Origin of the sequence: uncultured Chloroflexus sp., from assembly GCF_937129525.1 — a bacterium.
GTDB lineage: Bacteria > Chloroflexota > Chloroflexia > Chloroflexales > Chloroflexaceae > Chloroflexus.
On record NZ_CAKZNK010000085.1, the window covers coordinates 1 to 3,862 of the forward strand.

A 3,862-nucleotide genomic window follows, 5' to 3' on the forward strand; every position below is an offset into this window, starting at 1 on the left:
ATTCACCGGTACCCTGGGCGCGAACGCCGAGTTTTATGCTCCGTATCAAGAGAATGCGCGGCGCTGGTATCGCAAAACGCAGGAAGAGCTGATCTACTGGAACCACGCTATCGTTAATCCACCGATTGACCGTAATCGCCCACCTCACGAAGTATCTGATGTCTACATGCACGTCGAACGTGAGACGGATGCCGGTCTGATCGTTTCAGGGGCAAAGGTGGTAGCAACCGGAAGCGCATTGACTCACGTCAACTTTATTGCGCACTATGGCCCATTACCGATCAACGATAAGCGATTTGCGTTGATCTTTGCGGTGCCGATGAACTCACCTGGCGTGAAGCTGATTGCGCGCGCTTCATATGAATACAACGTCGCAGTCACCGGTAGCCCGTTCGATTATCCGCTTTCGAGTCGGTTGGATGAAAATGACTCGATTCTCGTGTTCGATCAGGTTTTGATCCCCTGGGAGAACGTGTTTGTCTATGGTGATATTGAAAAGACCAACACCTTCTTCCCCCTTTCCGGTTTCGGCCATCGCTTCCCATTACACGGAGGCGCGCGTTTCGCCGTCAAGCTTGATTTCATTACCGGTTTGATGTTGAAAGCGGTTGAAGCCACCGGAGTAGGCGATTTCCGCGGTGTCCAGGCCCGCCTGGGCGAGATTGTGACCTACCGCAATCTCTTCTGGCAACTCACCGAAGCGATGGTGCGCAATCCGATGCCATGGGTTAACGGCTATCTCTTGCCGAATCTCGAAGCAGCATTTGCATACCGGGTGCTGGCGCCGGATGCCTACGTCAAAATCAAGGATTTGATCGAGAAGGACGTTGCCAGCGCTCTTATCTATCTTCCCTCTCACGCTACCGATCTCAAGAATCCAGAGATACGCGCCTATCTTGACCGATTTGTGCGCGGTTCGAACGGCTACAGCGCAGTGGAGCGTATCAAGCTCATGAAGTTGCTCTGGGATGCAATGGGCAGTGAATTTGGCGGCAGACATGAGTTGTACGAGCGCAACTATGCCGGCAATCACGAAAACATCCGGATCGAAACGCTGGGAGCGGCCACTGCAATGGGGGTAACAGCCCAACTGAAGGCGTTTGCCGAGCGCTGTATGGCTGAATACGACCTGGATGGATGGACGGTATCTGATCTGATCAATCCGACCGACGTTAATGTGGTAATGAGCCAGCATTAGCAACAGAAGGAGGTTTCACGATGAGCGAGCCGATGTTTGACACCCATCAACTGGCCCATGTCGAAATCTTGACACCCAAACCCGATCAGACACTCTGGTTCTTCCGCGATCTGCTTGGTATGGAGGTCACCACCCGGCAAGGTCAATCGGTGTATCTGCGGGCCTATGAAGACTGGTATCATCACACGCTGAAAATCACCGAAGCCAAATAGCCAGGTCTCGGCCATGTCTGCTGGCGTGCTAGCTCACCGCAAGCGCTTGAACGACGGGTGAAGGCAATTGAGGCTTCTGGCCTTGGAAGGGGTTGGCTAGATGGCGATCTTGGGCATGGGCCAGCCTACCAGTTTACCACTCCTGATGGTCACCCCATGGAGATTTTATGGGAAGTCGACTACTTCCAGCCCGCCGAGGATCAGAAGTCTCCGCTGCTCAACCGTCCGCAGAAGCGACCTCTGCGCGGTGTGCCGGTGCGACGGCTCGATCACGTCAACCTGCTGGCCTCAGATGTAACTGTCAACAAGAACTTCATGATGGAGCAGTTGGGCTTCCGTCTGCGCGAGCACATTGTGCTCAACAATGGCATTGAAGCCGGTTGCTGGCTAAGCGTGTCGCCCCTGGTGCATGAAGTGGCCTTAATGCGCGATGGGAAAGGCGCGCGTGGTCGGCTCCATCACGTCTGCTACTGGTACGGCTATCCGCAAAATCTCAATGATCTTGCCGATGTATTCCGAGAGCAGGGGATTTATATCGAGGCCGGCCCCGGCAAGCATGGCATCAGCCAGGCAATGTTTATGTATGTCTACGAGCCGGGCGGCAACCGGGTTGAGCTATTTGGCGATCCGGGCTATCTGATCTTTGATCCGGCCTGGAAGCCAATTGTCTGGACGGAAGAGACACTGGCGGCTGGGATTGTCTGGTTCGGTGGCAATCTTCCCGGTGAGTTCTTCCTCTACGGCACGCCGGTGGTTCACGAACAAGAGCCGGCAATGGCTTCGGCATAAAGCAGGTGTAGCGTATATCAGCCCGACCTCCCGGTCGTGTAGCCCTTCTCCTCGTTTGCAACAGGAGTTCAGGAGAAGGGCTACAGTCAGTCCGCGAGGTGTCGAGTCAGGCGCGAGTCGGTAGCGATGCGGTCTCTTTCAGGAAGGAGCAAGGTATGTTGCAGACTCTGCAAAAAGCTGCGCGCGCGTTGACACTCTTCACGCCTGCTCATCCAGAGTGGAGTGTTGGTGATATGGCAAAAGCGCTGGGATTGCCCAAATCGAGCGTGTCAGAGCTGCTTAGCAGTCTCGCCGAACAGGGTCTGCTACGCCGGGTAGGGGCAGGACGTTACCGGTTAGGCTGGCGACTACTCGAACTCGGCCAAACCTTGCTTAAGACAACAGAATTTCGCGATGAAGCGCGGGCAGTGATGCAAGAGATGGTAAACACCTGGGGCGAAACGATGCACCTGGCGGTGTTGGAGTCGGGAGAAGTTGTGTACCTGGAAAAGCTACGGGGGCAACAGGGCCTTCAGGTTGAACTCTCTGGGATTGGTGTTCGTTTGCCGGCACACTGCTCAGGAGTGGGGAAAGTCTTATTGGCTTATCAGCCCTGGGAAGCTGTTTTGCGTGTTGTGGGTAATGAGCAGCTTTACCCATTTACCCCGCATACAATCACCTCGCTTGAAGCGCTGTCTGAAGAGCTGGTCCGCGTGCGGCAGCGTGGCTATGCCTACGACCAGGAAGAAGTTTCTATTGGTTTGTGTTGCGTTGCGGCGCCGATTTACGATTACGAAGGACGTGTCATCGCTGCAGTCAGTTTTTCGACGCCAACCCACCGCTTCCGTCTCCATCGTGAACAGTATACGCGAGCGATCGTTGAAGGCGCACTGCGCATCTCTGAGCGGCTGGGCTATTATGGAGGAACGTCTGTATGCAAGTCGATAAAGTCAAAGTCGCCATACTCGGTTCCGGTAACATAGGCACCGATCTGATGTACAAATTGCTCAGGCAGTCAGGTCCAATGGAGCTTGCCCTGGTCTCCGGCATTGATCCTTCCTCAGAAGGATTGGCGCGGGCGCAACAGGCCGGTATTGCCACCAGTGCCACCGGAATCGAAGCAATTCTGGCCGACCCCGACATTCGAATCGTTTTTGATGCGACCAGCGCAAAGGCGCATGTGCGTCATGCCAAAATGTTGCGTGAAAGTGGACGAATTGCGATTGATTTGACACCGGCAGCGCGTGGCCCGTATGTGGTGCCGCCGGTTAATCTGGGAGCGCATTTCGATGCGATAAACGTGAATCTGATCACGTGTGGCGGTCAGGCAACGATACCACTGGTCTACGCCGTGAGTCGGGTGACTCCGGTACGGTATGCTGAAATTGTGAGTACCGTATCGAGTCGATCGGCTGGGCCGGGTACCCGGCAGAATATTGATGAGTTTACCTTTACCACGGCGCGAGGTCTGGAAGCGATTGGGGGCGCTAGAGAGGCCAAGGCTATCATCATTCTCAACCCGGCCCATCCACCCATTTTGATGCGCAATACCATCTACGTCATTCCCGAAGACGATTTTGATGAGTCGCTTGTCCGCCAGTCGATTGAGCAGATGGTGGGTGAGGTGCAGCGTTATGTGCCCGGATACCGGCTGAAGAATGCGCCAGTCGTTGAGCGGCGCTCG

The 3,862-nt window shown here is 55.0% G+C and carries 3 protein-coding genes and 1 pseudogene; all 4 read left to right on the plus strand.

Features of this window, described 5'->3' with window-relative positions:
* On the plus strand, positions 1-1,198 hold a 1,198-nt coding region (locus Q0650_RS10735; protein WP_298818795.1), incomplete at its 5' end, for a 4-hydroxyphenylacetate 3-hydroxylase family protein.
* A gap of 20 nt (positions 1,199-1,218) precedes the next feature.
* A pseudogene (locus Q0650_RS10745) lies at positions 1,219-2,199 on the plus strand (catechol 2,3-dioxygenase).
* 155 nt (positions 2,200-2,354) lie between these two features.
* Positions 2,355-3,161, plus strand: coding sequence for an IclR family transcriptional regulator (locus Q0650_RS10750; protein WP_298818801.1), 807 nt, complete (start codon positions 2,355-2,357; stop codon positions 3,159-3,161).
* Positions 3,113-3,862, plus strand: a 750-nt coding sequence (locus tag Q0650_RS10755) for an acetaldehyde dehydrogenase (acetylating) (RefSeq protein ID WP_298818803.1), incomplete at its 3' end; no start/stop codon positions are given. The genes Q0650_RS10750 and Q0650_RS10755, both read left to right, overlap by 49 nt.